Genomic DNA, 26,318 nt, shown 5'->3' on the forward strand with positions numbered 1-26,318 from the left:
ATTCGAGGAATGACCGGCCTTAATGCCCCGAGTGCTCGATGGGCTTCCATCCCGGATTGGCGAAAATGGCCTGGAAGGAGATGGGCACGTAGCTGAGCATGAAGATGGGGAAGCTCAGGCAGTAGGCAAAAAGCTCCTTGTTGGATGCGCCGATCTTGTCCCGCTCGGCCAGCACGGTCAGGGCAGCCAGGCCCATCATGGCCAGGAGGCCCAGAATCCCAGCTGCAATGCCATCGATCAGGGTGGTCACCTGGCTGGTCCAGGTCACAAAACCCAGAGCCGGGAAGAGCAGGCCGAAGAAGCAGCGGACCAGGCCCAAGACGGTCAAGGGACAGATCAGGATGGTCAGGTCCACGGCTGAGAAGTCGCGTTCACGGAAGGCCCGGGAGATCAGGGCAGGCCCGTAGTAGCGGAAGACCTGGAGGAAGCCCTTGCTCCAACGCAGCCGCTGTCGCCAGCTCTGCTTGAAGGTGACCGGCTGCTCGTCATAGAGGATGGCGGTGCCGCAATAGCCGATGCGCTCGCCATGCAGAACCGAGTCCATGGTGAACTCCAGGTCCTCGGTCAGCAGATGGAACTTCCAGCCGTTGTTGCGCTCCATAACCTCCCTGGAGAACATGAAGCCGGTGCCACCCACATGGCAACTGGAGCCGATGACCATCCTTGATGTGTTGAGGAACCGGGATTCGCGGATGAACCATAGGGCCGAGCCTGAGGAGACCCAGTTGTCCGAGAAGTTGACCGAGTTCCGGTAGCTGGTCAGTATGCGGAAGCCGGACTGGAAGGCCTTGTTCATCTCTTCGATGTAATGACGGTCCAGGATGTTGTCCGCGTCGAAGACGAAGTAGGCATCATAACGGGAGTCAAGACCCCGATCGAGTATCTGCTCCAGCAGGAAGGTCAGAGCGTAGCCCTTGCCCACCCGGTCCGGGTCCTGCCGCTCGACCACGTGACAGCCGAGGGATCTGGCCAGCCCGGCTGTGTTGTCGGTGCAGTTGTCGGCCACCAGCCATATATCGACCATGGAGAATGGATAGGTCTGCTCCTTGATGGAGTTGATCAGATGACCGACCACGTTCTCCTCGTTGCGGGCGGAAATAAGGACGGCGAACCGCTTGTCGAAGAGAGCCTCGGGAAAGACCACCGGCTTGGAGACGAAGGAGATGACGATGCAGATGGCCTGGTAGACGATGCCAACTCCACCCAGCAGCAGCATCAGAACGTCCAGTACTTTGAGCAGAGCCATCAGCGCCACTCCTTGCGGGGGTTGTCCTCCCCCTCGGAGGCCTCGTCCCCGGTCTCGGTACCCTTGAGCGGCCTGTGCTTTACCGGAGCCGATGCCGACTTGGGTATGGGCACCGTAGCCGACTCGTCCAGATCCTTGGCCGTCGGCGAGGATGTCGGATAGAGCTGGCTGGCAATGGTCATGACAGGGTCCTCCACTCGAACCCTGGCGCTGCTCCCTTTGGCGGACCGGCTGCCCACGTGGCTGGCCACCGGCTGGACCACGTGCTCGTTGAAGGCCTCGACACCCTCGACCACCTTGGACTTGCCTACCGGCTTGGGATCCTGCATGAGCGGTGAGTCGATCAGCTCGTAATGCTTGACCGAAGCCGAGAAGATGGCCTGGAAGCTGGCCGCCAGAGGCAGGGCCAGGAAGGCGCCCAGGGCGCCGAAGACCGCGCCCAGTGCCAGTACGGAGAGGAAGGCGATGGCCGGGTTGAGGTCCATGGTCCGCTGGGAGATCTTGGGGGCCAGGATCATGTTTTCGATCTGCTGGTAGATGATGATGTAGACCAGCACAATAACAGCCATCAGCAGTCCACGGCTCCCCCAGGCCACCACTATGGGAACGGCCCCGCCTATGTATGTGCCGATGGTGGGCACGAACTGGGAGACTAGCCCGCAGAAGAGGGCCAGCGGCAGCCAGTAGGGCACCTTGAGAATGACCAGGAAGACCGACATACAGGCCGCGGAGATGAGCGCCAGGATGGTCCTGCTGAACAGGAAGCTGGAGATCTGGTCCTGGGCGATGGTCCAGACGAAGAGGAAGCGGCGCTGGCTCCTGGGGGCCAGCCACTGGCAGAGGCTGCGGCGCAGCTTGGGGCCTGCAGCGGAGATGTAGTAGATGACCAGCAGAACGGTCATTATATTGATGAAGGACCCTGCCAGACCCACGGTCGTGGTCAAGGCCTGCCCGGCGAAGTCAGTCACCCAGGATGTCTGGATGTTCTTGACGATCTCCCCGCCCAGATCCTGCATGGCCGGCAGGTGCCAGGGGGTGCGGCTGGCGATGAATTCCGCCACCTGCTCATAGAGGGCCGGCAAGCCGTTGGCCATGCCGATGACCTGCTGGACCAGCAGATTGCCGAACATGCCCAGGAGGACGATCACAATAATGATCAGGCCTATCAGGGTGACCGCCGAGGCCGCTCCCCGTCGCCAGCCATGCTTGACCAGCCTGAGCACCAGGGGCTCCATGGCCAGGGAGACGAAGATGGCGATCACCACGTCCAGCACCAGGAATTCGATCTTCCACCAGGAGGAGTAGGCGAACCAGGCCAGGAAGACGGCTATGACCACGTAGAGGAGGGCGCGGCCGAACCATTCCGGAGGTCGGCGCGGATCCCCCTTGGGCGGGAAGACCGTCGCGAAATCGAAGCGCTGCTTTTGCTCGTTGGCCATATGTTCCATTATCCCAAGATGGCTGACATGGCGGGGCATGGGACGCAGGTTGAGCCGACAGTGTATCCGGGCACACGTATCCTAATGGGTATGTTGACCGTTTCCATAGTCATACCCGCCTGGAATGAGGAAGAACGCATTGAAGACTGCCTCCTGAACGCCACCAGGCAGAGCCAGGCACCCAAGGAGGTGCTGGTAGTCGACAACCACTCCACGGACGCAACGGCCTCCATCGTCCAGCAATTCATCGACCAGCACCCTGACCAGCATGTCAAGCTCCTCCACCAGGACAGCGAACAGGGGCTGATCCCCACCCGCAATTACGGACTTGACCGGGCCACCGGCGACGTGCTGGGCCGGATCGACGCCGACTGCATGCTGCGTCCCAACTGGGTCGAGGTGGTCTCCGGCATCTTCACCCGGGACCCCAAGGCCATGGGCGCCACCGGGCCAGTGGCTTATTACGACATGCCGGGCAAGAAGATCGGGCTCAAGGGCGACAACACCATCCGCCGGGCCATCTACCGGGCGGACGACGGGCAATACCTGCTCTACGGATCCAATATGGCCCTGCGAGCCACGGCCTGGCGGGCCATACGCAACCAGGTCTGCAGGGACAAGGAGGACATCATGCACGAGGATGTCGATATCTCCCTGCACCTGATCGATCAGGGATTCAAGACGGTCTACTGCAAGGACATGAACGTGGGCATCAGCGCCCGCCGGATGGACACCTCCTTCACATCCTTCCGCCACTACATGCAGCGATTCAAGAACACCTTCGACGCCCACCCGCAGCACACCCGGGAGCAGAAGCCCGAGCACACCCTCTACGCCATCTACCCCATCCTGCGAGCCTTCTACCCCGTTTACCAGAAGTACCTGGAATCCGCAGACATCAACCCTGCGGAACGTGTCTGGATCCGCGAACAGATGGAGCTCTTCCACCGGCGCGACCAGGAACTGGATCAGGAGGACCACTGACCAGCGGACGGCACACCAGGCTTGCCTGGTCCATAGGGGGCGGGTATCATGGGCACGTTCGCCCCCGTCGTCTAACGGTTAGGACACCAGACTTTCAATCTGACAGCGAGAGTTCGACTCTCTCCGGGGGTACAAGTCACAGAGCCGGAAATGGCGGAATATCGCCGCAGCAGGCTCGTACAAAATTCAGTGAAAAACCAAAATCGGGCCGTTTAGAGCTCTATCAAGCTAAGATAGTGCACACTATAGTACACACGTATAACTCGCCTTGGAGGGAAAATCCCTAGCAAAATGACGACTTCCTTGTTTGAATTTCTGTAGCTTTGCTTGGTGTAGTCTGCGAGCATGCGAAAGCAATCAAGCCTGTTGCCATCCGTAGGCCAGTCTGAATCATCATTGCCAGCCATGAGCGACGACTGCATCTGATGGGCGCTTACCGGAGGGAATCCAAAGCCGGATATAACCGTCGGAACCGGTTGTAACCAGCATCGTACACATGGCGGTTTGCGTCGTCGGGTAAATAGACCCGTCCAACAAGGTTCGCTTCCACCAACTTTTCCAAGGCCTGCAGATCGGGCCGGGAAGACGAGCCGGTCTGCTTGCCAACAGAGACCAGCTCGGCCAAGGCCACTGCAGGCATGAGATGGGCATCATCAAGCACCTGAACGGGCGCGTCAAGGATATCCGCCAGCATCTGGCACCACTGGGGTTCACGTGCACCACCACCAATCAGAGTGACGCGTTCGATAGGCGTGCCCATCAGGTCAAGCCCCTGGCGAATCGAATAGGACACGCCTTCCAGCGCCGCTCGGGCAAGGTCGCAGGCCTCGGTCTCGGAAGAAATGCCGACATAGGCTCCACGGATCGAAGGATTCATCATCGGGAAGCGCTCCCCCACCAGATAGGGCAGGCATGTCACACCGCGCGCTCCTGCCGGGCTGGATTCCAACAAGTGCCTCATGCGTCGATAGGGGTCGCCGTCGCCCTCGGTCGGACCGCCCCCTACAAAGACTCCGGCGGCCCAAGCATGCACGTTGCCGGCATTCAAGAAAGGCACCGTGTTGATGATGCTGTCTGTACCCAGATAGGCCAGATTGACCATTCCAGGGCGGTCAGTTACAGCCCGGTCTGTCACTGTGGCGATCCACCCGGATGTGCCCAGGTTGATATTGAACTGACCAGGATGGAACACCCCGCCGGCCAAGGTGGACGCCCCAGCATCCCCCATACCCGCATAGACCGTGGTTCCCGGAGCAAACCCTGTGGCAGCGGACGCGCCCGACGTGCTGGTACCAACGCTTTCCCATGGCCAATGGAGTTCCGGGAAGATCGCGGCATCCACGCCTGCTGCCTCCAGGATGTCCCTTCTCCACGTTCGCGAGCGCAGATCCATGGCACCTGCCGTCGAGCAGGCCGTCACATCGCCGCAGTAGACACCGGTCAGCCACCAAATCAGATAATCCTTGGCATCGATGAGTACATGGCGAACCCGCGCATACCGGTGGGGCTGATGCCTGGACATCCACATCAGCTTGGCTACAGGTAGGGATCCATCGCACGGGTTCCCCACGTGGGCGCGGAAGGACTCAGCCCCATAGGCTTCAACCAGCTCGGCAGACTCCTCTTCGGCCCTGCCGTCCGCGTACAGGATCGCTGGTCCGACGGGCTGGCCCTGTGCATCCAGGGCGATCAGGTCCTGCATCTGCCCACTCATGATGATGCCGGTGACCTGGTCGCTCTTGAAGTGCTCGATGCTCCCCCCGGCCCTGGCCAAAAGGTCACGGGACACCTCGATGAAGGCCTGTAGCCAATCCTCGGGATTCTGCTCGATACGCCCGTCACCCGTGTCAATCGGCAGAAGACCGCTGGACGCGCATTCTCTTGCAGAGCCCTGGCCATCCACAAGAACGGCCTTGACCTGCGTGGTCCCCACGTCGAATGCGGCTGTATAGGTCATACCGGTCATACTAGGCTTTCCCAGCCGCCCGGATACTGACATGATCCCGTATGTGGACTGACGCAGTTACCCCTGGGCACCTGACCAGTCCACCACAGCTTCGACATTGTTCCCGTCCGGATCCAAGACGAAAGCCGAGTAGTACTTGGGATGATAATCGCGCAGCCCCGGAGCACCATTGTCACGGCCTCCGGCAGCGAGCGCCGCCCTGTGGAAGGCATCCACCGTTGCAGCATCGGCGGCCCTGAAGGCTATGTGGGTCACCGGTGAGCCAGTTCCTTCCTCGTACGGCGTCAGATAAAAGTCCGAGTGGGCCCCGTCATCCTCTGCACCGAACCCAATGGTGGGCTCGTGGTGGGCCTTGGCCACGTACCCCAATGGCGCCAGGGCCTTGCTATAGAAATCGATGGAAGCCTGGATGTCACGGACCTTCAGCGTCAGATGATCAATCATGCCCGTAATTCTAGGTGAATCATCAAGCAACAATGGCAAACCGCCCAGAATTATCCTTCCCTCGTACCGCTCGATGCCGAGGATAACCAAGCGCAGACCTCAAGGCTGTGCTTCAGATGTACCGGCCGCCGGGCAGGTGCATGAAGTCCTCCACCTTGTTCCATTTGACCGGGTACCCTGCTCCGTGGGCGCAGAAGACCGAGTCAGGGGTGTTCTCCAGGTCGGACTCGGGGTCATAGCCGATGGAATCCACCACGGCATTTTGGTCCTGGCAGGGACGATACCCGTTGAAGACAAATGTCAGATGCCCGCAACCGTGGCTATAGGCACTGACCTCCATGGCATAATCACGCATCTGCGATACCGGTGCATCCCCCTCCAGCTCGACAACATCCCCGTCTGCCTGTGGCTCCGCAAAGTTACCCTTCATCCGATAAATGTCTGACATGGCCCTGCCAAGATTCGCCTGGGGAACGGTGAGTCTGAAATGGTACCAGGGCTCCAGCAGTATATTGCGGGCCTTCATCAGCCCCTGCCGGACGGCCCGGTATGTGGCCTGGCGAAAGTCCCCTCCTTCGGTGTGCTTGATGTGCCCGCGGCCGTCCAGCAGGGTGATGCGCATATCGGTGATGGGCGACCCCGTCAGAACGCCCAGATGCTCCTTCTCCGCCAGGTGGGTCATGATAAGCCGCTGCCAGTTCCCGTCAAGGCGGTCCAAACTGCAGGTCGACGCGAAACTGAGGCCCCTGCCCGGCTCCGTGGGTTCGAGGAGCAGGTGGACTTCGGCGTAGTGGCGGAGGGGCTCAAAATGTCCAACTCCTTCGACGGGGGCCGCGATGGTCTCCCTGTATAGGATCCCGCCCTGGCTGAAGGAGACCTGCATGCCGAACCGTCGATCCAGCTCCTCCTGAATCACCTCCAACTGAACCTGGCCCATGATACGCAGGTGAATCTCCTGGAGCCGTTCCTGCCAGACAACATGCAAGAGGGGATCCTCATCCTCCAGGATGCACAAGGCGCTCAACAGGCGGTGCGGGTCCACCCCTTCGGCCTCGACTGCATAGGACAACACCGGCTCCAGCACAGGAGTCAGATCCTTCCGCTCGCACCCAAGCCCCTGCCCCGGACGTGTCAGGTCAAGGCCGGTTGCTGCCACGATGCTTCCAGCCTGGGCGCAGTCCGTCAAGGTATAGGAAGCTCCCGAGTATACACGAAGCTGATCAACCGTCTCCCTGGTCTCAACGTGCCCGTTTTCCCCCATATCTCCGGCTGTCCCGTACGCCTTAACAACGGAACCCGATGTCTTGCTGGATTCATCTCCATGACGGAGTTCGGTAGTCAAAGAGGATTTGACCGGCAGGTCGCCACCGGTCACCTTGAGCCAGGTCAACCTGGCACCCTTGTCATCATGCGATATTTTAAATACTCTTGCCCCGAACTGTTTGCCGTACACCGGCGAAAGGGTGTACCGCTCCAGCCCCTCCAGGAGGGCGTCGACCCCGTTCAGACGCAGGGCAGACCCAAGGAAGCATGGAAAGAGACGGCGGTCGGCAACCAACCTTGCCAGACTCTCATCCGATATACCCTCAGTCTTGAGGTACTCATCCATGACATCCGCATCAAGCAGGGCCACATCCTCCATATCGCCATGCTCGAGTCCACGGCTCAAATCGAAGCAACCCGGAGACCAGCGTTGCTTGCAGCTTTGAAGGATGCGGGCGGCATCAGCACCAGGGGAATCCAACTTGTTGACGAAAATGAAAGTGGGTACCTCGTAGCGTGCCAGAAGCCGCCAAAGTGTATCGACATACCCTTCCAATCCAGCGGTTGCGTCGACGACCAGAAGAGCATAATCCAAGACCGACAGGACGCGCTCCATCTCGGCCGAGAAATCCACATGGCCGGGTGTATCGATGAGGGTCAGATCGACATCGTGGTAGGTCAGCCGGGCTGGCTTGGAGAAAATGGTGATGCCACGTTGACGCTCCAGATCGTTGGTGTCCAGAAAGGCATCGCCATGGTCCACCCTGCCCAGACGGCGAATTTCCCCGACCCGGTAGAGCATGGCCTCCGAGAGCGTGGTCTTGCCGGCATCGACATGTGCCAGCATCCCCACCACTATTTTCTTGACCATCGAGGCCTCCCTCAGGCTTCACGTTTATGCGCATTCTGTGGTCGGTCTGCCGAAACCTGATAAGTCAGGTCGTGAATGACCCGGCCGGCCTGAATCCCCTTGCGCTCAAAGTTGGTTACGATTCTGCCTTCGAACCGCTCCGACTCCATGAACATGGTATGAGGCAGGGATTTGGCCTTATCAGCCGTCCCCTTGCCGACATGCTGAGTGGGCAGACTGACCGGCAGAGTGCCCAGGTTTTTGAATTTCGGATTGCCATCCATCACTTCATGCACATGCAGGGCGTAATCCTCGATGTCGGTTGCGATTCGCCAGATGCCGCCTGGTACCAAACACTTCGCCAGTTCTTCAGCCAGGGCCGGCTGGACAAGACGACGCTTGTGGTGCTTCATCTTGGGCCAGGGGTCGGGGAAGAAGGTCCAGACTTCCTTGATCAGTCCGGAATCCATCCGGGCCAAAAAATCTGGAGCGTTGACCTGGGCCAGCCGCAGATTATCAAGGTCGGATTTACCGGCCATCAGCATGGTATGGGCCAACCCCGGCTGATAGACTTCCAGTGCTAGGTAGTTCAGATCAGGATGCTCCCGCGCGCTGGCGACGACGTTCTCCCCCTGGCCGGATCCGATCTCGACGATCAGCGGCGCATCCCGTCCCCAGACCGACCTGATCATTGCTGCATCGCAACGCAGGTCCTCGGCTACCATCAACGAGCCCTCAGCCTGGCCCAAATCGAGCAGGTATCTGGAGGAATACTGAGCCCAAGCCCTCCCCAGCCGGCCGTTCAGCTTCTCGGACCGCCTCACATAGGAGACGATGGATCTCATGGGAGCCTTGCCCTGTTCTTCTGCACTCATCACAGCTCATATATATCCTAGAAAGCGGATACGAGCGGGCACAACGGTCACATGTGCCCGTGATATACTCAATCTAGAACAAAAAACAACAAAAGATTGCAAAACCGAACAAGCTCTTTCGTCCGGTTTCGACAGGAAAGGCATGCAGATGTCAGTTTTGGTTACAGGTGGCTGCGGATATATCGGCGCCCATGTGGTCCACGCCCTGCAGGAGGCCGACAAGGAGGTCGTCGTGGTTGACGACCTCAGCTATGGCAAGCCCAGCCGGATAGGCAATGCCCGCCTTTATGGCGCCGATGTGTCCGCACCGGGCGCCGACCAGCGTCTGGCTGAGATCATCAAGGAGAACAAGGTCGACTCGGTCATCCATTTCGCTGCCCGCAAGCAGGTGGGCGAGTCCGTGGAGAAGCCCATCTGGTACTACCAGCAGAACCTGAACGGCATGATCAACGTGCTGTCGGCCATGGCAAAGACCGATGCCAAGAAGCTGGTCTTCTCCAGCTCGGCCGCAACCTATGGCGAGCCCCCGGTCGACGTGGTCCCCGAAGACGTGCAGCCCATGGTCCCCATCAACCCCTACGGCCAGACCAAGCTGGTCGGCGAATGGATGGCCCGGGCCTGCGAGCAGCCTTACGGCATCCGCTTCTGCGCCCTGCGGTACTTCAACGTGGCCGGCTGCGGACCAGTCAGCCTGGAGGACCCGGCCGTCCTCAACCTGATCCCCATGCTCTTCGACAGGCTGCGGCAGGGCAAGGCACCCGCCATCTTCGGCGACGACTACCCCACCCCCGACGGCACCTGCGTGCGCGACTACATCCACGTCTCCGATCTGGCCGACGCCCACATCGCCGCCCTGGACTACCTGGACCGCGACCAGCGCCGCTACGACGCCTTCAACGTGGGCACCGGCCAGGGCACATCCGTTCGCCAGATCGTGGACGAGGTCAAGAAAGTGACCGGCCTGCCCTTCACCGAGGCCATCAAGCCCCGCCGGGCTGGCGACCCGCCGCACCTGATCGGCGACCCCACCCGGATCAACACCGAGATGGGCTGGCATGCCAAGTACGGCGTCGAGGAGATCGTCGAATCAGCCTGGAAGGCCTGGCAGGCCAACCCCGCCCACCACATCGACACGGATGGCTGGCAGCAGCAGGACTAGGCAGCGACGCGCCGGGGCTTGCATTCCTCCGGCGCTCATGTAAACTTTCCTCTTGGCTGTTCGAGCAGCCTCGGCTCCGTAGCTCAGTTGGTTAGAGCGCCGCCCTGTCACGGCGGAGGTCACCGGTTCAAGTCCGGCCGGAGTCGCTGGGAATGGTCTGACCCGGTTTGTCCGGGTCTTTTCGACTGTTCATGGCTCTGTAGCTCAGTTGGTAGAGCGAGCGACTGAAAATCGCTAGGTCAACGGTTCGATCCCGCTCGGAGCCACCAGCCATTAAGCCCCTGAGATTCATAAGGAATCCAGGGGCTTAATTGATATTTGCACCCATCTATCGTTCAGGACAGTTGACGGACCACCCAATCGACGATGTAAGGCGCAGTGTGCTCAATCTGATCGATGGCCACCTCGAACTCACGGGGGCCGCCATACCAGGGGTCCACCAGATCGATTTGACTCTCCCGGCCCGGCGCTGGCTTAGGCAAATCCGGGTCGAAGCCACGGTAGAGATGAACTGCAGATCGCTTGCCTGAGGGCAGCAGACGCAACAGGGCGCGCATATGATCGACAGTCATGGGCAGCAGCAGGTCGGCGTCTTCGGCCTCCTCCCGGGTGATCCGGTGGGCGAAGTGGTCAGCAGGCACCTCATAGCCCCGCTCGCGCAGCACCTTCTGGGCACGCCGATCTATGGGGTTGCCGAACTCCTCGTCGCTGACTCCGCTGGATTCCACCCTCACCCGGTCCTCGTCCAGTCCGCGATCTTGGAAGAACTTGCGCAGGATGACCTCAGCCATGGGTGACCGGCAGATGTTGCCGGTGCAGACGGTCATGACGTTGTAGGGACCCCGTGAGGCCTTTCCTTCAGAATCCTGACCCATCAACGCACCTTCCCATAGGTGACGTACCGGAACCGCGGGATGGCAGCCGCCTGGTCTGGTTTGGCCGGGGTCATCCACCGGGTCTTATCACGCACATGCCAGAACCGCTTGTTGACCAACTCCTCCATATCGGGCACAAAGACGTCGGCCGGAGTCTGCAGGTCCAGGTCGGTCACGTAGGCCGCATCCGCCAACGGAAAGAAGGTGCTGAAGACCCCTGCCCCGCCGATGACCCATATTTCACTGCGATCCATCCCATCGTCGGGAATGGCCTCCTGCCTGGCCAACTCCAGAGCATCGTCGGCCGCAGATACCACGGTAGCGCCGGGTGCATGGAACCCTGGGTCGCTGGACAGGATGATGTTGTCCCTCTTGGGCAGGGGCCGCTCCCCCATGGACACCCAGGTCCGCCGCCCCATGATGACAGGATGGGATACGGTCAGCTCCTTGAAGTGCCGCATGTCCTCGCTCAAATGCCAAGGCAGGGCATTGTGGTAACCGATGGCGCCGCGCCGGCCGTCAGTGGCCCGCGCCTGCGCCCAGATCATATTCACCGATGAGCGATGGCCTATCTCTTCTTCCTGATGCCGCCATTCCTCATCGCCTAGAAGCCCGGCCTGACCGGGCTCGGGTTCGTGATAGCCGCTTCGACTATTGTCATGCTCCATCTGTTGCGTTCACTCCTCATAGTGAGTAGATATACGAGTACATTCTAATCTTCGGATCCGACGGTGCCCGTATTCGGCTCAGCGCAGCATCAGACCGCCACGGGGGCCTTGATGGCGGGGTGGCATCGATAATCCACCACTTCGAAGTCCTCGTACTGATAGGAGAAGATTGAGTCGGCTTTGCGAATGCGCATGGTCGGATATGGATAGGGCTTGCGCGACAGCTGCTCCAGAACCTGCTCCACATGATTGTCGTATATGTGGCAGTCACCGCCGGTCCAGACAAACTCCCCAGGCTCAAGACCCGCCTGCTGGGCCATCATCAGGGTTAGCAGTGCATAGGATGCGATGTTGAAGGGCACCCCCAGGAACATGTCGCAGGAGCGCTGGTAGAGCTGGCAACTCAGCCTGCCGTCCGCCACATAGAACTGGAAGAGCGCATGACAGGGCGGCAGGGCCATGCTGTCAACCTGGGCTGGATTCCAAGCAGTGACGATCATCCGACGGGAATCCGGGTGGGTGCGGATCAAATCCAGCACCTTGGCGATCTGGTCGATGGTGTGATGGGGGTCCTCTGGGGTCGGATCGGGCCAGCTACGCCACTGAACACCGTAGACCGGGCCCAGATCCCCGGTCTCCGGGTCGGCCCACTCGTCCCAGATATGGACGCGGTTCTCCTGCAGCCAGCGCACATTCTGTGACCCTTTCAGGAACCAAAGCAGCTCGTAGGCGATGCCACGGAAGTAGACCTTTTTGGTGGTGATCAGCGGGAAGGAATGCGACAGGTCGAAGCGCATCTGTCGCCCGAACAGGGATATGGTCCCAGTTCCCGTCCTGTCGGACTTCAAAGTACCCTCGCGCAGGATGGTGCGCACCAGATCCTCATAGGGAGTTGGAATGTCCGAGTCGGGACGCTCAGGGATACGTGTACGGATGCGTTGCAGTTCTTCGGAAGTCAAGGCCATGCGGCCATACTATCAAGTCCTCGGTCAGCTGAGCGCGCCCCTGTGACGAATCGCCAAGTCCGGGTTAGATTGGAGGAACAGGTCCGGCCACAGGGTCGGATCCGGATGACGCACCCGGCCGGGTGCCGGACAAGGAGGAACAGATGGGCAAGAGACTTTGGGTCGAACGCGACGAAAACGGCACTTGGAACGCCTATGGCGACAACGGTGCCCACATCACCTTCGGCAAGGGCGAGGATCAGTTCAACCCCGGCGACCTGATGAAAATCGCTCTGGCCGCCTGTGGAGCCCTCTCCAGCCAATTCGCCGTGGAGAGCGCCCTAGGCAAGGGCAAGGGGGCGAAAATCGTGGTGGACGGCACCTATGATGCCGACGATGACGCCTACCTGAGCTTCGACGAGCAGGTGGACGTCGATGCCACTTCGGCCAGGCTGGCCCAGGATGATGCAGACAAGCTGGAGGAGCGGGTCCGCCGCCATATCGCCAAGTCCTGCACCGTGGCACACACCTATCAGCGGGAGACCCCGGTAAGGATCTCCGTCAAGGTTCGCCACTGATCCGACAGGACAAGAAGAGAGGAGCGGGGACCCCCAGGTTCATGGAACTTCCGGGGTCTCCGCTCCTTGCTCTTACTCCTCGTGCTCGGGGTCGATGGTCGACTCCAGGTCGGCCAACTGCTCAGGCTTGGCCGAATCCACAGAGACCTGCTCCACACCGGTGATCTCAGCCACGTCGGTGGTTTCAGCCGCCTCTGCAGCAGCTTTGAGCCCGGACTCCTCGGCCTCCACGTACTTGCGCGGCACCACGTAGACGGGGCTGACGGCATGCTGCAGGAGCCCCTGGCTGGTCGATCCCAGCAGGAGCCCGGTGAAGCCGCCGCGACCACGCGAGCCGACCACGACCACATCATGGGTCTTACTGGCCTGTGTCAGGGCTTCAACAGCCGATCCCGGCACCACGGTCTTGTTGATGCGCAGATCGGGATAGGTCTTCATGAGCGGTTCGATTCGGGTATTGAGGTCATCCAGGTAGGAGTCCATGACGCTGCGCTCCTCGGACGAACCCGTACCGGTCAGTCCGGAGATATTGGGTACCGCCGACATGACATCCAGCTCAGCATTCCAGCTGTCAGCGAAGGCGGCGGCGATCTGCAGGGCCTTAAGCCCCCACTTGGACTCGTCAGAACCCACGGCAACCCGCTTGATGTCGTTACTCAGATGCATCAGGTTGCCGTCGTCGTCGGTGTAAGGAACGACCACGATAGGGCAGTAAGCGTAGGCGGGCAGGCTGGAGCTGGTGGTGCCCAGCAGGCGCTCAGCCAGGCCGCCCTTGCCCCGGTTCCCGATGACAATCAGCCGGTAGTTGCGGCTCAGCTCCACGAAGACCGATGAAGGATCCCCCGTCACAATCAGCGTGGCTGCCCCTACACCTTGCTCATCGGCGATGGCCTTGGCCTTGGAGAGAATCTCCTGGGCGTCGTTGTGAGCCGCAACGTCGTCTCCCATGGTGGTGTATGTCGCGTCGAAGGAGACGGCCGCATACGAGGGAAGAGAATATGCGCAGACGATTTGCAGGGTCAACCCTGCATGCTTAGCGTAGTTGGCGGCCCACCACGCCGCCTTGTAGCTGGCGTCCGAGCCATCGACGCCTACCAGAACAGCCTTGTCGTTGCTCATCCGACGACCTCCTTTAAACTTGGCGATGACAAACCGACATCGCTCTTTCTGTCAGAATATCGCATGCAGACCTCATCAATAAGTTGGCAGGGGCCAACACGCGAGGAACTTCGACTCCGAATATGCAAAACGCCCCCGTAGGGGCGTTGAGCCTGCGCAACAACTATGCCTTAGACCAGACGACGATACTCGAAATCCCGATAAAGCTTCTGAACTGTTACGGTCCGACCGGGACGCGGGGCATGAATCATGCGGCCACCGCCGACATAAATGCCCACATGGCTACCATCAGAGGTCACCAGCAGGTCGCCAGGAGCAGGATCCGTGACCGGTACACCCGCTGAACGTTGCGCATCGGCCGTCCGGGGCAGGCTGATGCCGAAGTGGGCGAACACATACTGGGTGAATCCAGAGCAGTCGAAGCCCGTGGCTGGATCGGTCCCGCCATACACATAAGGAATCCCCTGGAACTGAAGGGCGTAGTTGACCACATCTGCACCCGTGCCGGAGACCGGCGCATCCGTAACCGTGTTGGTGGTGCTGGCACGAGCAGCCGAACGACTGACCTGCTGCGCGGACTGACGCCGACTGGCTGCAGCCTGGGCCTGCTCTTGAGCCTGCTCTTGAGCCTGCTGGGCCCTGGCTTCAGCATCCTTCTCGGCCTGGGACTTGGTGGCAGGAACGTTCAAAGACTCAATGCCACCCCAGCTGCTGTCCTTTTCGACGGTGGTAGCCGTCGACTCGGTCAATAGGTCGGCACGCACCTTGCTGCCGGGAGTGAATGAACGCGACGAAGTAACTACGGCTTCACTGCCGTCACTGGCCTGGGCCACGGCGGGTATACCGATGGAGAGCATGCCACAGATTGTGGCAGCTGCCATCATGCTCACATACTTGCGTGTTTTTTTCATCGGTCACAATTCTATCACGTATTAGGAACAAGAATGAACTAGCCAAGAATCAGTAGTGGATGTAGTTGAAAGCGTGCACATTGGACAAGGTGCGGGAGTAGGTCTTTCCGTTCATGACGGCACCGCACTCCGAGGTGACAATGGAGCCGTCGGGGTTGATCTTCTCAACGATGGCCACGTGGCCGTAGGTGGAATCCGAACCCTCCTGGCCGGCCTGGAAGACCACGATGTCGCCGACATTGCGCGGCGTGTTGTCCACCCAATAGCCCAGGGAGCGGGCAGAGCCGGACCAATCCTTGGCATTGCCCATGTGTGAACCCACCGGCAGACCCAGCTGGTGACGCCGGACGTAGGCCCACCAGGTGCACTGGCTGAACTCGTAGACATTGCCAGCATCTCCAGTGGCATGGTTGGGGTTGAACCCTGAAGGCAGAACCGATCGATTGGCATCCATCAGCACAGCCACGACCGGATTGTTGGCCAGGGATTTGGACATCTGTCCGGCATCGAGTTCGGATTCGCCCAGCTCCCAGCTGCCCTCGTTACGTTGTGAGGCCGTCGGCAGGGGCTGACGGTAATCAGAGCGGGAGACCCTTGCACCACCATTTGAGTCAGAGGAGCCAGCAGAAGATGAAGGGGTGACCAAATTGATGGCGACACTATCAGCCAAGGGCAGGGACCAATCCCCGCGAGCCTGACTGACCGCCATAGAGGAAGCGGCAGCACCGACCAGGACAGTCAGGGCCGAACCGGTCATGATATGGGAGCGACGGGCTGAGGCTTTTGCCGCCAGACGGATGGAACGACGGGTTCGAGGGGCCGCCTGGTTGAGCTTGGCCGCCAGAGCATCATCAAGACCCTCAATGCCCGCTGCCTGGGTTACGCCTGAAGATCGGCCGGTCGACCAACTGCCGACACCTGCGCCTCGCCTGGCCGAAGCCCTGTGCGCAGCATGCTTCATCTAGAATCACTCCCGTTTATGTTCCGACGCGACTTTCGTGCCGTATCACGAACCATCACAAGGGAACACCATAACGCAAGCGAGAACCCAGGCCAAATGACCTGAATTGTCCATACTGGTGTACTCAAGCATGGCTTCGGTGGTCGCTCATCTTCGACAACCACGGAATACGCTAGGATTATACGGACATGAGGCGAACATGAGCAAACCGGCATGCGTGCCGTCCGCCACGGCGTGTCCCTCGGTTTTGAACCCTGCCTGGTCCACCCTGAGCGAACCAGGATCAAAAAAGGTCAGACCGGGGTCGAGGCCAGGAGGAAGGACCCGCCGGCATCGTCGGAATCCTGAGGCATGGTGATGTCGACACGGCCATCCTCGGACGGGACGAAAAGGGCCTGTCCCTGGTCCAATACACAGGACTGGTCGGCGGCTGCGCAACGGATCCGCCCATCAGTGCAGACGATGATGCGCGGTCCTCTGCGGGGGATCATCAGGTGGCGAGGCCCCAGACGCTCTATCAGATCCCCATAACGCTGCTGAAGCCTGTTGAGCAGGGGCCAGGTGGCGCCACCCTCCTGCACATGCCCGTAGACCAGCATGTACTCGTTGATTTTGGGCCGGTAGGTCACCATATTGTGCATGATCAGGGTGGCGATCATGGAGCTGGATGGATCGATGGGGGCTGAAGGCTGGCAGTCCAGGCTGCGCAGGAGGTTGGGAATGTCACGATGCTTGGGGGTCATACCGGCCCTGAGTACATTGTCGGAGTTGGTCATGATCTCTGCTGCAGTGCCATGGATGTATGCGTGAGGGGTCCCGGCGGGGATATAGACCGAATCGCCCTCCTCCAGGTCCACGGGGTTGAGCATAAGCAAGCAGAGCACGGCGGGGTCATTCGGAAAGGACCGGGCTGCACACAGGGCATGGTCCAGCACGGCCCCTGCCCGCCTGGACCGCAGCCGCCCGGCAGCTGCCTCCAAGGCTTCGTCCAGGCCTTGGGCGGCCTCCGGCTCGGCAGTCACGGCAGCGTGGAAGGCCCGGAAGATACGTCGGCGGGAGTCAGGCCAAATTAAGGAGGAGACCGGCATCATGGCATCGGCCGAAGCGAAACGGGCCGGAGGGACCCCCAGATGGAAGGTGCGGGCGGTCAGAGCCTCGGTCATCAGCTCGGCCAGGGGATGATCCACGGCGCGCAGGAGGGTCAGCTGTGTGGAGATGGTTGCGAAGCCCACACAGGCCTGGAAGGGCTCCAGGGCCACCACCATCTCGTTCTTGGCCAGACTGTCATGAAAGGAGCGGCTGGGATCGTCGTCAGGTACCCCCAGGGCATTCTCACGGTTGAAGCCGGCGCGAGCCTCGAAATCCAGCGGATGCACCTGCAGGGACAGAGGGATGCGGGCCGAGATGATCTTGAACAGGTAGGGCAGGGTGGGGCCGAAGAGGCGGGAGTCGCGCTCACCCAGCATTGCCATGGGATTGCGACGAATGGCCTCGGTCAGCGGTATGAGCGACCCGTCGGGCAGGGTCAGGGGCGAGGGGGATTCGGTGTGCCCACTGAACCACATCTCCGCCAAGGTATCCCCCTGGCATCCCTCCGGCTCATGCAGATGGAACATGCGCTGCAGTCGGTCATGTGAGCCCCAGGCGTAGTGCTTCTCCACAGCTTGGATCGGATACACGCACTCCCCTTTCCACGGGAAATCCCTCCATGGGCCGGTGCATACGAACCCACCAATCTCCGTCATAATATGACACGGGTCGAAGCCTGGGCAAGGCGTGGGGGTCACCGCATGTCATTGCAAACGGTACAGTGGGGGTATGAAGCTGGCTCCCATTTTCGACCCGGATGCCCGAAGGCCATCGCCTCGGCCCGTGCAGGTGGACCTGCGACGCATCTTCCTGTTCGGTACCGGTGCCTGGATTCTGGCGCTGGTCGTGGTGGGCATTCTGGCCCTGACCGGGATGACGGTCACCAAGCCCCTGATTGTCTGCCTGTCCGGGGTTGGCGTGGGCATTCTGCTGATGATCTGGGAGCACTTCAATCGTTGGGATTATCGCCGTCTTGCCCAGCAACCGGACCCTGAGCCAGAGGAAGCATCAGTGTGAAGGTGCTCCCCTCTCCCGGCGCGCTCCAGACAGTGACCGAGCCATGGTGGGTCAAAGCGACATGCTTGACGATGGCCAGCCCCAGACCGATGCCTACGGCAGTCTCTTCATTCTGGTTGTCGGCCCGGTAGAAGCGCTCGAAGATCCTGCCCTGGTCGGCCTTGGATATGCCTCGGCCGTGGTCGACCACCCTGATGATTCCGTAGTTCCCGTCCTTGGAGGCCTGTGCCACCAGGGAGACGATAGAGCCCGAAGGCGAATAGGAGATAGCATTCTCCACCAGCTTGGCTAGAGCCACTCTGATCTGCTGCCCGTCGCCATGAATAGTCAGCGGCCGGTCGCATCGCCATCGCAGGGTCACATGGGCCTGGTCGGCTCTATCCTGCTCATCCTGTACCACTGCACGAATCTGCTCAGCCACGTCAAGCACATTCTCCCTGCTGGGTTTGATCCGCTCCTGAGCCCGGATCAGCAGAAGGAGATCCTTGAGCACATGCCCCAGATAAGCACTGTAGCGCTGGACCGAGGAGGCATCCTTGGAGATGCTGCGCAGGTGGCTGCGAAGAAGTTCTGGGTCATCACCCTCCAGGTGGGAGGTGTTTTTGAGCTGTGCCGCCAGCTCCTCCAGGGCCTGGACCGGCTTGAGCATCTGCTCGGATACGTTGGTCATGAAGGCGTCCCTGGTCCGAACGAACCTGACCGAATCGCTCACATCATCGATAAGCACCACCACCAAGGACTGGTCGATGCGACCCAGGGTGACCTTGAGCCAGTTCCTTCTGGATACTGCCTGGGCCTGAACACGGGTCGTACCCACAGGATCCTCGGCCTCGTCAATATCCCAGTCATCGGATTCCGTGCTCTCAGCTGCAGCATCCAAAGCGAATTCGGTAGGCGTTCGCGTGATCAGATTAAAACTGCGTCGACCGCCCGAACGCCGTACCTGCCCGATGGCTTCGATGATCTTCGGATTTGAGATCTCGTCGTTGCTGACGATTCCCAGCCTGTAGGCATCCGGGCTGGAGCGGACAACCTCGTCATCGCCATCAACCACAACCGCGGCGGCGGGGATAAGCGCAAGCAAGGCCTGGGTCGAGCCCTCCAAAGCCTCACCATCGGCCTGTTCACCATCCTTGCTCCGGTTGCCCATAAGGCTGCGTAGGCGGTCCATGAACCGTCTCATAAGGACTTCCCTCCAGTCCGGCGCCGACCCCGGACGCTACGACATCAACCAAGTCTCATCGGCAGTTCCGGCTTTATTCTCGCATATCCGACATCGATTGCCGCTCCTATGGCCCGACATTCTTCGGTTCTGACTTTTTCTTGCCACCTTGGTCACATAGACTGGAGTCATATCGTTGACCGAGGCCGAAAGGGAAGAACAATGCGCGTGATTTTCAACGAGGAGCTGGGGTTGGTGGCCGACGATCTCGATCGAATGGCCGCCAAGGTTCGCGATGCCATCAAAAAAGCCGGGCGATCCCTGATGAACAGCGACGTAGAGACCGCCCAGGAAGTCATCGACGGGGATGCCGATATAGACAACCTCCAGGCCAGCATCATCGACCAATGCATCAGGCTCCTGGCCAAGCAGAGCCCCGTGGCCACCGATCTGCGGGTGGTGGTCTCCACGCTGAGTCTGTCAGCCACCTTCGAACGCATGGGAGACCTGGCTAGGCACATCGCCGAGACCGCAAGGCGCTCCTACCCCGAACCGACCCTACCCGACGAGGTCATCCCCCTGTTCAAACAGATGCAGGACTTTCTGGATGTCATGGCCGACCGCTTGGTCGAGATGCTCTCCGACAGAGACACGACCATAGCCGAGCAGATTATCGTCAGCGATGACCAGATGGACAAGCTCCACCAGCAGACATTCGGCTATGCCCTCTCAGACGACTGGAAGGGAACCAGGCAGCAGCTGATCGACCTGGTCCTGGTGGCACGTTTCATGGAGCGACTGGGAGACCATGGCGTCTCGGCGGCCCGGCGCGTGGTATATATCGTCTCGGGCTTCGACCCCTCCAAGGACCCCAAGGATCTCGACCTCGATCTGGACTGAACAGACAGCAGAGGGGCGGCCCGTCACCTGATAGTTGGTCGGATGACGGTCCTTTTTTACTCCCCCAACCACCAAGAATAACTACGAAAGGTGGTGCCTTCCACAAAGGGAGAAGACACCACCTCAATAACTTTGGATGCTCTGTATCCAAGGTCCGATTCACATCATCAGATGGATCTGGGGCTCACTTCTGACCCTGGGCCGCCACGGCAGCAGCACCGGCTGCGGCTGCCTCCGGATCCAGGTACTCGCCGCGAGGCTTGATGGGCTTGAAGTTCTCGTCCAGCTCGTAGACCAGGGGGATGGCCGTGGGGATGTTGACCTTGGCGATCTCGTCCTCGGTCAGGTTGTCGAGCATCTTGACGATGGCCCTCAGCGAGTTGCCATGAGCGGCAATCAGGACGGTCTTGCCGGTCTTGAGCTCCGGGACAATGTCGCTCTCCCAGTAAGGGGTGACGCGCTTGACCACGTTGGCCAGTGCCTCGGCGCGGGGCACTGGGGCTCCGGCATACCGAGGATCATGGGACTGCGAGTATTCGTCGTCAGGGTCGATCTCGGGCGGCGGGGTGGCATAGGAGCGGCGCCAGAGCATGAACTTCTCGTCGCCGTACTTCTCACGGATCTCGGTCTTGTTCTTGCCCTGCAATGCTCCGTAATGACGCTCGTTCAGCCTCCAGTCACGCTTGACGGGGATCCAAAGACGGTCAGCCTCATCCAGAGCTATGTTGGCGGTGTTGATGGCGCGGCGCAGCAGCGAGGTGAAGACGATGTCCGGCAGAACACCCTTATCCTTGAGCAGCCTGCCGCCCTTGCGGGCCTCCTGCTCGCCCTGCTCGGTCAGCGGGACGTCCACCCAGCCGGTGAACTGATTGGTGTTGTTCCATGCGCTCTGGCCGTGCCTGAGCAATACTAGTTTGTAGGTCATAGTGAAAATTCTAAGACCTGAGAGGGACCGTTTGGCGGATCTACAGCTCCCCCTATAGAACAGTCTCTTAAAGCAGACAGACACCCAGCCAGCAGAACCCTGTCAGCAGATCCGTATAGCCCGACAGCGCGAATGCCCTACTGAAGCGATTCCGACAGCTGGCCACTGTGGTGGCAATGGCCAGCACCACGACAGGCAACAGGCAGAGCAGGCGCGGCCAGACGTTCGCAAAGGAGCCGCCGGACAGGGACCATGACTCGACCACACCCAGGATCACAGCCAGTACATAGCAGGACCCCATCAGAATCAGCGTGCCTTTGGCTCCGATGAATGAAGACAGCGTGTACTTGCCGGCCAAGGGGTCCGCATCAATGTCCCGATAGTTGTTGATCTCCAGAACGGGAATGCAGATAAGACCTCCGACCAAGGCACCGATGAACCCGTGACGGTCGATGCCGCCGGTCTCCAGGTACTGGGTGGCCAGCACGCCCACCAGGCCGAAGAAGATCATGATGCTCAGCTCGCCCATGGCCCTATAGCCGTAAGGGTGTTTGCCTCCCGTGTAAAACCAGGCTCCTAGCAGGCAGAAGATGCCTACCAGGATCATCCACCAGTGGCCTGTCACCCAGCAGAGAATCAGGCCGGACAGGCAGGCCATAAGGATGTTGAGGTAGGCGGCCAGCAGGACCTTGCGGGGTTCCACACCACCGGCCACCCCTCTTCTGGGCAAATCAGGCACCGAACCGTCGGCCCCCGCGCCCGAAAGGCTACTCCGGCCTTCGTCAGTACCCCTGATGCCGTCAAAGTAATCATTGGCCAGATTGCAGGTACTGTGGATGAATACAGCCGTCAGACAGCATAAGAGAGCAATCAGCCAGAAGCGCGCATCCGGCCCCGACCCTTGGTCGAACAGCTGTCGGAGGGCCACCGCCGTGCCGATCAGAACCGGCGTGGGCGAGCAGAGCAAGGCCGATGGTCGCAGTGCGTCCTTGTATTCCTGAAGTGTGATGAACATGATTGCCTGATTATCCACCAAATCGCTTGAAAGTCTATCTGCTCTCTTATGAGAGTACCAAGATTTTCACAGCTGCAGGAGCAGGCCAGCCGACCAACATATGGCGGAGACCAGGGTGCCCTTGCCTGCCATACCGAAAGCCTTGGGCACCTGCCCACGGGCAAAGGCTCGACAGATCAGCAGGAAAACAGCGGCTACTGGCAGCAGAACCAGCACAAGAGGGAAGCCCGGCAGGCCATGTCGCATGACAGCCGGAACGAACTGGATCAGGCCCAGAACCAGACTCAGGATGTAGACCAGGTAAATGGAGATAGCCGCTGCACGCGCCCCCACCAGAACCGCATATGTGTGCTTGCCGGCAAGGCGGTCGTCGTCCAGATCCCTGTAATTGTTGAGCATGAGCAGGCCCACGGCGTTGAGCCCGCAGACGCAGGCACCCAGGATGCCGGCGGCATCGACCCGATTAATGAGAAAGTACTCAGTGCCCAGGGTGGCCACCAGACCGAAGAAGATGAAGACGCTGACCTCACCCAGTCCGTGGTAGCCGTATGGATGCGGGCCGCCCACGTAACACCAGCCGGCGATCAGACAGCAGACCCCGACCAGAATCATCCACCAGTGGCCGGTCAGTGCCATGACTGCCAGACCCATCAGGCAGGTGAAGGCCGCCGAAATCATGGTGGCGTACAGCACCTTCCTGGGCGGCACGCCGGCGGCGACCAGACGTCTGGGCCTGCCGGAGGTGGCTTCCTCGCCTCCACGGCCTGAGTCGGTGCCGCGAACGCCATCGGCATAATCATTGGCGAAGTTGGCTGCAATCTGCATAGACAGGGCGAGCAGGACCAGCAAGACCACGATCAGGGCCAGCCGTCCCGGCGTGATCGCCTTCAGGGCAGGGTCGACAGGCGTGGGCGAGCAGGAGCTGGTGCACTGTTCCAGCAGCCGTGACCGCTCCAAGAGTGCAGCCGAAGCGCCCACACAGACAGGCGCCACCGATGCAGGCAGCGTCCTGGGACGCATACCATCCATCCAAAGCCTGATATTCATGACCGTCCCTCCCCTGTTATCTCAGACCAGCGGCTTGACCAGGGGGAAGGTGATGGTCTCGCGAATGGATGCACCGGTAAGGGCGATCAACAGACGATCGATGCCCATGCCCATGCCGCCTGCGGGAGGCATGCCCACGCCCAGGGCCTCAAGGAAGTCCTCGTCAATGTCCATGGCCTCGACATCGCCGCGGCTGGCCATCTTGGCCTGCTCGACGAACCGCTGCCGCTGGACCACCGGATCGTTGAGCTCCGAATAGCCCGTGGCCAGTTCGAACCCGCGCACGTAAAGGTCCCACTTCTCGACCACGCCCGGCTTGGTGCGGTGGGCCTTGACCAGGGGCGAGGTCTCGACCGGGAAATCACGCACGAAGGTCGGCTCGTACAGCTTGTCCTGCCAGAAGTGCTCCCAGAGGTGCTCGACCAGCTTGCCGTGGTTCTCGGCCGGCTCCTCCTCCAGGCCCAGTTTGTCAGCAATGGTCCGAAGATGGTCCACGCCGGTCTGCGGGGTGATCTCCTCGCCCAGGGATTCGGAAAGGGACTCATACATGCTGATCTGACGCCAATCGCCGCCGAAGTCGTATTGGCTGCCATCCTTCAGGGTCACCGTCAGCGAACCTGCCGTGGCCATGGCCGCCTTCTGGATCAGCTCCTTGGTCAGCTCTCCGATGGTGTCATAGGTGCCGTAGGCCTGATAGGCCTCCAGCATGGTGAACTCCGGGGCATGGGTGGCATCCACGCCCTCATTGCGGAAGTCGCGGTTGATCTCGAAGACCCGCTCAATGCCACCGACCAGGCAGCGCTTGAGGAAGAGCTCAGGGGCGATGCGCAGGTAGAGGTCGATGTCGAAGGCGTTCATATGCGTGGTGAATGGCCGGGCCGCGGCGCCGCCATGCACGGTCTGAAGCATGGGGGTCTCGACCTCCATGAAGTCGTGGTCCTCGAAGGTACGCCTCAGGGAGGAGACGGCCTTGGAACGGCGGCGGACCATGGCCCGCACATCCTCATCGGCGATCATGGCCAGGTAGGGCTTGCGGGTGCGCTGTTCCTCGGTCAGTTCCTTGTGAAGGGCGGGCAGGGGCTGCAGGGCCTTGGCCGCGATGTTCCACTCAGTGGCGAAGACGGAGAGTTCGCCGGTCTTGGAGGCGACCACACGGCCACGCAGGTAGAGGTGGTCGCCCAAGTCGACCAGCTGCTTGAAGCGCTTGAGAGAATCAGCGCCGATCTCACGCTTGGAAACCATGCCCTGGATGCGCGTGCCGTCGCCTGCCGCCAGCTGGACGAAGCAGAGGCCGCCGCCGTTGCGCAGGAAGAGGACCCTGCCGGCGATACCAACCACATCCTCGGTCTCCTGGCCAGGCTCAAGGCGGTCCTGATACTTACGGCGCACATCCTCAATGCGATCGGTCACATCCAGATGGACCGGGTAGGGCTCAATGCCCTCCTTGAGCATGAGAGCCCTCTTGGCCACACGCATGCGCACCTGTTCGGGATGGCCTTCAGCGCTGTCCGTCAGGTTGCCGGGATCAATGGCGTCATCCAACTGGGCGCCCTGATCGATCTTCTCCGTGATGGCCATATCCTGGTCCAGCAGCGCCTGAGCACGCTCGACCGTAGTCAGACGAGGGGTTTCTTCCGATGAGTCATTCATAAACTGCTATTTTACGCATGAGCCGGTACTTGGCCCCGGGTACCGCCGACCGGCAAGCGGTTGAACGGTCGCGCCGCGCAGACGATGGCGTTTGGCCGACGGTACGTGTACTATATAGAACGTTGTCACGGGGTATAGCGCAGCTTGGTAGCGCGCTTCGTTCGGGACGAAGAGGCCGGGGGTTCAAATCCCCCTACCCCGACAAAAGCGATAAGAGGCCGGCAGATAATGCCGGCCTCTTCCTCATCCCTCTTAATTGTCTTACCGCATTTTTCACTGCGCGTGATTACTCGTCAAACTGCATGCAGCTGTGCTTGACTTCGGTCAGCGCATATCGGCCAAGGTGGGGAAGACCTGATGGTTGCCCACACGACTGACCTTGATGGCGGCCGCCTTGTTGGCAAAATTCACCGCCTTCAGAAAATCCCCATGCTGGGCATAGTTGACCGCAAGGGCGCCGGCAAACACATCACCGGCACAGACGGAGTCCAGTGCGTGGACCTTGACTGAGTCGATTTCGTAGATCTCCCCCTCGTGCAAAACCACACTGCCATCTGCACCCAGTTTGACGATGACGGTCTTCGGCCCCATGCCGGCTATGGCTTTGGCAGCCTTGACCGCCTCCACCTTGTCGGTCACATGAATACCGGTGATCCGCTCGGTTTCCTGCTGGTTGGGCGTGACACAATCGGCATAGGCGAGCGCCTCGGGGAAGAAACCGTCAGCCGGAGCGGGATCAAGGATGATGTACATGCCCTTGCGTCTGCCGGCCTTCAAAGCAGCCAGAACGGACTCGCGACTGGTCTCCAGCTGCATAAGCAGAACCGGAGCCTCCATCTGATCCAAGGCTGTATCCACTTCTGCGGCCGTGATGGTGTCATTGGCGCCAAGCGTTCCCACCATGGTGTTCTCGGAGGTCTGATCCACCTGGACGATGAATGTTCCGGTCCCCTCATTGCCATTGCGCATGACGAACCGGGTATCGACACCCCAATCGCTTAAATTGTCAAGCATCTGCTTGCCTGCGCCGTCCTCACCGACCGCGCCCAGCATGGCCACCTTGCCTCCCAACTTGGCTGCAGCCACGGCCTGATTCGAACCCTTCCCGCCCGGCAGCATGGTGATGCTCTTTGCTGTGGCCGTATCCCCATGTCTGGGATAGCTGGTCACCAAGGCCTTGACATCCAGATTGATGCTACCCAGTACTATGACGTCATAATGCATGATAATC

The 26,318-nt window shown here is 60.4% G+C and carries 24 protein-coding genes and 4 tRNA genes; 9 read left to right on the forward strand and 19 right to left on the reverse strand.

Annotated elements, in window-relative coordinates; all coding sequences use genetic code 11:
• Nucleotides 1-19 precede the first annotated feature (19 nt).
• Entirely contained in the window at nucleotides 20-1,246 is a 1,227-nt protein-coding gene (locus GKC41_RS01830) for a glycosyltransferase family 2 protein (RefSeq protein WP_154312720.1), read from the reverse strand.
• Entirely contained in the window at nucleotides 1,246-2,685 is a 1,440-nt protein-coding gene (locus GKC41_RS01835; RefSeq protein WP_052690779.1) for an AI-2E family transporter, read from the reverse strand. Before GKC41_RS01835 ends, GKC41_RS01830 begins: the two co-directional genes overlap by 1 nt.
• A 90-nt stretch (nucleotides 2,686-2,775) precedes the next feature.
• Between GKC41_RS01835 and GKC41_RS01840 the strand changes: the two genes are divergently transcribed.
• Together GKC41_RS01840 and GKC41_RS01845 are read left to right on the forward strand one after the other, a co-directional pair.
• Nucleotides 2,776-3,669 carry a glycosyltransferase gene (locus tag GKC41_RS01840; RefSeq protein WP_045935657.1) on the forward strand — a complete coding sequence of 298 codons (894 nt, stop codon included), beginning with the start codon at nucleotides 2,776-2,778 and terminating at the stop codon, nucleotides 3,667-3,669.
• Between the two features lie 60 nt (nucleotides 3,670-3,729).
• Nucleotides 3,730-3,801: transfer RNA gene (locus GKC41_RS01845), tRNA-Glu, on the forward strand.
• Nucleotides 3,802-4,102: 301 nt separating this feature from the next.
• Here the strand turns inward: GKC41_RS01845 and GKC41_RS01850 are convergent.
• The 4 genes from GKC41_RS01850 to trmB all read right to left on the reverse strand — a co-directional run bounded on the left by GKC41_RS01850 (nucleotide 4,103) and on the right by trmB (nucleotide 9,067).
• Nucleotides 4,103-5,635 (reverse strand): xylulokinase, encoded by a 1,533-nt coding sequence (locus tag GKC41_RS01850; RefSeq protein WP_195760118.1) that lies wholly within the window; start codon nucleotides 5,633-5,635, stop codon nucleotides 4,103-4,105.
• Between the two features lie 57 nt (nucleotides 5,636-5,692).
• Entirely contained in the window at nucleotides 5,693-6,079 is a 387-nt protein-coding gene (locus GKC41_RS01855; RefSeq protein WP_154312722.1) for a VOC family protein, read from the reverse strand.
• Between the two features lie 112 nt (nucleotides 6,080-6,191).
• The gene (locus GKC41_RS01860; protein ID WP_154312723.1) at nucleotides 6,192-8,213 is read right to left on the reverse strand and encodes an elongation factor G; all 2,022 of its coding nucleotides are present in this window, start codon (nucleotides 8,211-8,213) and stop codon (nucleotides 6,192-6,194) included.
• 11 nt (nucleotides 8,214-8,224) lie between these two features.
• Nucleotides 8,225-9,067: a tRNA (guanosine(46)-N7)-methyltransferase TrmB gene (trmB, locus tag GKC41_RS01865; RefSeq protein ID WP_154312724.1), complete on the reverse strand. Its 843-nt coding sequence runs from the start codon at nucleotides 9,065-9,067 to the stop codon at nucleotides 8,225-8,227.
• A 148-nt stretch (nucleotides 9,068-9,215) separates the two neighbouring features.
• On the opposite strand from trmB, the gene galE reads away from it, so the two are divergent.
• From galE to GKC41_RS01880, 3 genes are all read left to right on the forward strand, one after another.
• Complete coding sequence (galE, locus tag GKC41_RS01870) at nucleotides 9,216-10,226, forward strand: UDP-glucose 4-epimerase GalE (RefSeq protein ID WP_154312725.1); 1,011 nt, start codon at nucleotides 9,216-9,218, stop codon at nucleotides 10,224-10,226.
• 72 nt (nucleotides 10,227-10,298) lie between these two features.
• Nucleotides 10,299-10,372, forward strand: a tRNA-Asp gene (locus GKC41_RS01875).
• Nucleotides 10,373-10,419: 47 nt separating this feature from the next.
• Nucleotides 10,420-10,495, forward strand: a tRNA-Phe gene (locus GKC41_RS01880).
• Nucleotides 10,496-10,561: 66 nt separating this feature from the next.
• On the opposite strand, the gene GKC41_RS01885 is transcribed toward GKC41_RS01880, so the two are convergent.
• The 3 genes from GKC41_RS01885 to GKC41_RS01895 form a co-directional block, all read right to left on the reverse strand.
• On the reverse strand, nucleotides 10,562-11,101 hold the full coding sequence (locus GKC41_RS01885; RefSeq protein WP_154312726.1) for a low molecular weight protein-tyrosine-phosphatase: 540 nt from the start codon (nucleotides 11,099-11,101) through the stop codon (nucleotides 10,562-10,564).
• Nucleotides 11,101-11,769, reverse strand: a complete 669-nt coding sequence (locus GKC41_RS01890; protein ID WP_154312727.1) for a dihydrofolate reductase — start codon at nucleotides 11,767-11,769, stop codon at nucleotides 11,101-11,103. Before GKC41_RS01890 ends, GKC41_RS01885 begins: the two co-directional genes overlap by 1 nt.
• Nucleotides 11,770-11,858: 89 nt before the next feature.
• A complete protein-coding gene (locus GKC41_RS01895; RefSeq protein WP_154312728.1) occupies nucleotides 11,859-12,734 on the reverse strand; it encodes a thymidylate synthase in 876 nt (291 codons plus the stop codon).
• Between the two features lie 143 nt (nucleotides 12,735-12,877).
• Between GKC41_RS01895 and GKC41_RS01900 the strand changes: the two genes are divergently transcribed.
• Nucleotides 12,878-13,291 carry an OsmC family protein gene (locus tag GKC41_RS01900; RefSeq protein ID WP_045935666.1) on the forward strand — a complete coding sequence of 138 codons (414 nt, stop codon included), beginning with the start codon at nucleotides 12,878-12,880 and terminating at the stop codon, nucleotides 13,289-13,291.
• A 72-nt stretch (nucleotides 13,292-13,363) separates the two neighbouring features.
• On the opposite strand, the gene GKC41_RS01905 is transcribed toward GKC41_RS01900, so the two are convergent.
• The 4 genes from GKC41_RS01905 to manA form a co-directional block, all read right to left on the reverse strand.
• On the reverse strand, nucleotides 13,364-14,410 hold the full coding sequence (locus GKC41_RS01905) for a universal stress protein (RefSeq protein ID WP_154312729.1): 1,047 nt from the start codon (nucleotides 14,408-14,410) through the stop codon (nucleotides 13,364-13,366).
• 170 nt (nucleotides 14,411-14,580) lie between these two features.
• On the reverse strand, nucleotides 14,581-15,321 hold the full coding sequence (locus GKC41_RS01910) for a C40 family peptidase (RefSeq protein WP_229281557.1): 741 nt from the start codon (nucleotides 15,319-15,321) through the stop codon (nucleotides 14,581-14,583).
• A 49-nt stretch (nucleotides 15,322-15,370) separates the two neighbouring features.
• Nucleotides 15,371-16,282, reverse strand: coding sequence for a CHAP domain-containing protein (locus GKC41_RS01915; protein ID WP_154312730.1), 912 nt, complete (start codon nucleotides 16,280-16,282; stop codon nucleotides 15,371-15,373).
• Between the two features lie 293 nt (nucleotides 16,283-16,575).
• Entirely contained in the window at nucleotides 16,576-17,961 is a 1,386-nt protein-coding gene (gene manA, locus GKC41_RS01920) for a mannose-6-phosphate isomerase, class I (protein WP_324612003.1), read from the reverse strand.
• A gap of 139 nt (nucleotides 17,962-18,100) precedes the next feature.
• Here manA and GKC41_RS01925 point away from each other — a divergent pair, with 139 nt between their 5' ends.
• On the forward strand, nucleotides 18,101-18,388 hold the full coding sequence (locus GKC41_RS01925; protein WP_045935671.1) for a hypothetical protein: 288 nt from the start codon (nucleotides 18,101-18,103) through the stop codon (nucleotides 18,386-18,388).
• Here the strand turns inward: GKC41_RS01925 and GKC41_RS01930 are convergent.
• Entirely contained in the window at nucleotides 18,321-19,571 is a 1,251-nt protein-coding gene (locus GKC41_RS01930) for a sensor histidine kinase (RefSeq protein ID WP_229281558.1), read from the reverse strand. The two genes, GKC41_RS01925 and GKC41_RS01930, sit on opposite strands and share 68 nt — an antisense overlap.
• Nucleotides 19,572-19,772: 201 nt before the next feature.
• Here GKC41_RS01930 and phoU point away from each other — a divergent pair, with 201 nt between their 5' ends.
• Nucleotides 19,773-20,450, forward strand: a complete 678-nt coding sequence (gene phoU / locus GKC41_RS01935) for a phosphate signaling complex protein PhoU (protein ID WP_154312731.1) — start codon at nucleotides 19,773-19,775, stop codon at nucleotides 20,448-20,450.
• Between the two features lie 184 nt (nucleotides 20,451-20,634).
• Here phoU and GKC41_RS01940 read toward each other — a convergent pair whose 3' ends face one another.
• The 4 genes from GKC41_RS01940 to lysS form a co-directional block, all read right to left on the reverse strand.
• Entirely contained in the window at nucleotides 20,635-21,375 is a 741-nt protein-coding gene (locus tag GKC41_RS01940; RefSeq protein ID WP_154312732.1) for a phosphoglyceromutase, read from the reverse strand.
• A gap of 67 nt (nucleotides 21,376-21,442) precedes the next feature.
• Nucleotides 21,443-22,390, reverse strand: coding sequence for a 1,4-dihydroxy-2-naphthoate octaprenyltransferase (menA, locus tag GKC41_RS01945; protein WP_154312733.1), 948 nt, complete (start codon nucleotides 22,388-22,390; stop codon nucleotides 21,443-21,445).
• 66 nt (nucleotides 22,391-22,456) lie between these two features.
• Nucleotides 22,457-23,437, reverse strand: coding sequence for a 1,4-dihydroxy-2-naphthoate octaprenyltransferase (gene menA, locus GKC41_RS01950; RefSeq protein ID WP_154312734.1), 981 nt, complete (start codon nucleotides 23,435-23,437; stop codon nucleotides 22,457-22,459).
• A 21-nt stretch (nucleotides 23,438-23,458) separates the two neighbouring features.
• On the reverse strand, nucleotides 23,459-25,087 hold the full coding sequence (lysS, locus tag GKC41_RS01955; protein WP_154312735.1) for a lysine--tRNA ligase: 1,629 nt from the start codon (nucleotides 25,085-25,087) through the stop codon (nucleotides 23,459-23,461).
• 128 nt (nucleotides 25,088-25,215) lie between these two features.
• Between lysS and GKC41_RS01960 the strand changes: the two genes are divergently transcribed.
• A tRNA-Pro gene (locus GKC41_RS01960) sits at nucleotides 25,216-25,289 on the forward strand.
• Between the two features lie 122 nt (nucleotides 25,290-25,411).
• Here the strand turns inward: GKC41_RS01960 and GKC41_RS01965 are convergent.
• Nucleotides 25,412-26,311 (reverse strand): ribokinase, encoded by a 900-nt coding sequence (locus tag GKC41_RS01965; RefSeq protein ID WP_154312736.1) that lies wholly within the window; start codon nucleotides 26,309-26,311, stop codon nucleotides 25,412-25,414.
• Nucleotides 26,312-26,318 lie beyond the last annotated feature (7 nt).

It is taken from the genome of Bifidobacterium asteroides, from assembly GCF_009683175.1.
Lineage (GTDB): Bacteria > Actinomycetota > Actinomycetes > Actinomycetales > Bifidobacteriaceae > Bombiscardovia > Bombiscardovia asteroides_H.

Coding starts and splice junctions, on each gene's coding strand:
- GKC41_RS01855 (WP_154312722.1), bottom strand. CDS start 6,079: ATGATTGATCATCTGACGCTGAAGGTCCGTGACATCCAGGCTTCCATC.
- galE (WP_154312725.1), top strand. CDS start 9,216: ATGTCAGTTTTGGTTACAGGTGGCTGCGGATATATCGGCGCCCATGTG.
- GKC41_RS01910 (WP_229281557.1), bottom strand. CDS start 15,321: ATGAAAAAAACACGCAAGTATGTGAGCATGATGGCAGCTGCCACAATC.
- GKC41_RS01940 (WP_154312732.1), bottom strand. CDS start 21,375: ATGACCTACAAACTAGTATTGCTCAGGCACGGCCAGAGCGCATGGAAC.
- GKC41_RS01900 (WP_045935666.1), top strand. CDS start 12,878: ATGGGCAAGAGACTTTGGGTCGAACGCGACGAAAACGGCACTTGGAAC.
- GKC41_RS01860 (WP_154312723.1), bottom strand. CDS start 8,213: ATGGTCAAGAAAATAGTGGTGGGGATGCTGGCACATGTCGATGCCGGC.
- GKC41_RS01885 (WP_154312726.1), bottom strand. CDS start 11,101: ATGGGTCAGGATTCTGAAGGAAAGGCCTCACGGGGTCCCTACAACGTC.
- GKC41_RS01915 (WP_154312730.1), bottom strand. CDS start 16,282: ATGAAGCATGCTGCGCACAGGGCTTCGGCCAGGCGAGGCGCAGGTGTC.
- GKC41_RS01850 (WP_195760118.1), bottom strand. CDS start 5,635: ATGACCGGTATGACCTATACAGCCGCATTCGACGTGGGGACCACGCAG.
- GKC41_RS01925 (WP_045935671.1), top strand. CDS start 18,101: ATGAAGCTGGCTCCCATTTTCGACCCGGATGCCCGAAGGCCATCGCCT.
- phoU (WP_154312731.1), top strand. CDS start 19,773: ATGCGCGTGATTTTCAACGAGGAGCTGGGGTTGGTGGCCGACGATCTC.
- lysS (WP_154312735.1), bottom strand. CDS start 25,087: ATGAATGACTCATCGGAAGAAACCCCTCGTCTGACTACGGTCGAGCGT.
- GKC41_RS01835 (WP_052690779.1), bottom strand. CDS start 2,685: ATGGCCAACGAGCAAAAGCAGCGCTTCGATTTCGCGACGGTCTTCCCG.
- GKC41_RS01905 (WP_154312729.1), bottom strand. CDS start 14,410: ATGAGCAACGACAAGGCTGTTCTGGTAGGCGTCGATGGCTCGGACGCC.
- GKC41_RS01830 (WP_154312720.1), bottom strand. CDS start 1,246: ATGGCTCTGCTCAAAGTACTGGACGTTCTGATGCTGCTGCTGGGTGGA.
- GKC41_RS01895 (WP_154312728.1), bottom strand. CDS start 12,734: ATGGCCTTGACTTCCGAAGAACTGCAACGCATCCGTACACGTATCCCT.
- trmB (WP_154312724.1), bottom strand. CDS start 9,067: ATGAGTGCAGAAGAACAGGGCAAGGCTCCCATGAGATCCATCGTCTCC.
- GKC41_RS01890 (WP_154312727.1), bottom strand. CDS start 11,769: ATGGAGCATGACAATAGTCGAAGCGGCTATCACGAACCCGAGCCCGGT.
- GKC41_RS01965 (WP_154312736.1), bottom strand. CDS start 26,311: ATGCATTATGACGTCATAGTACTGGGTAGCATCAATCTGGATGTCAAG.
- menA (WP_154312734.1), bottom strand. CDS start 23,437: ATGAATATCAGGCTTTGGATGGATGGTATGCGTCCCAGGACGCTGCCT.
- GKC41_RS01930 (WP_229281558.1), bottom strand. CDS start 19,571: ATGAGACGGTTCATGGACCGCCTACGCAGCCTTATGGGCAACCGGAGC.
- menA (WP_154312733.1), bottom strand. CDS start 22,390: ATGTTCATCACACTTCAGGAATACAAGGACGCACTGCGACCATCGGCC.
- GKC41_RS01840 (WP_045935657.1), top strand. CDS start 2,776: ATGTTGACCGTTTCCATAGTCATACCCGCCTGGAATGAGGAAGAACGC.